General features: G+C 46.2%; 1 protein-coding gene. It reads left to right on the top strand.

The features are described 5' to 3' along the window. A partial coding sequence (locus tag DVO77_RS18940; protein ID WP_487247674.1) for a transposase occupies window positions 1-476 on the top strand: 476 nt, incomplete at its 5' end. Window positions 477-654 lie beyond the last annotated feature (178 nt).

Below are 654 nucleotides of genomic sequence, written 5' to 3' on the forward strand. Positions count from 1 at the left end.
ATGAGCCCATCGCTAGGCAAGCCAACATGGAGGATAACTGCACAGGGCATTTTTGGGAGGGTCGCTTTAAAAGCCAGGCCTTACTTGATGAAGCGGCACTGTTAGCTTGTATGGCGTATATTGAGTTAAACCCTGTTAGAGCCAAGATGGCCAGTACTCCAGAGCACAGTGACTACACCAGTATCCAATTACGTGTTAATGCTGCACTGAAAGGTGAGCAGCCTAAGCATCTTTTGGCGTTTATTGGCAATGAGCGAGCACAACAACCGAAAGGCATAGCGTTCAGCTTTAAAGATTACCTTGAGTTGGTGGATGAAACCGGAAGAGTTATCCGAGAAGATAAACGAGGCGCTATGTCTAAAAGTGCTGAAAATATCTTACAAAGGCTTAATCTCCCCGCCGAAAACTGGCTAAAATTAACGACTGATTTTGGCAAACTTTTTAGAGGGCCCGTTGGTTCATTGCAAGAAAGTTGACTAGGACACCCATCGTTAATGGCGCAGAAGTTAACCTCCGGCTATGCTTTGATTGAGCCTTGAACAAGGAGGTTTTTATGCCACGCCCTCGCAGAACTCAAATAAGTATCGAAGACACACCCTATTATCATTGTTGTAGCCGCGTCGTTCGCCGTGCGTTCTTATGCGGAGAAGACCA

The sequence above is a fragment of the Shewanella algidipiscicola genome (assembly GCF_003605125.1).
In the GTDB taxonomy this organism is placed as follows: domain Bacteria; phylum Pseudomonadota; class Gammaproteobacteria; order Enterobacterales; family Shewanellaceae; genus Shewanella; species Shewanella algidipiscicola.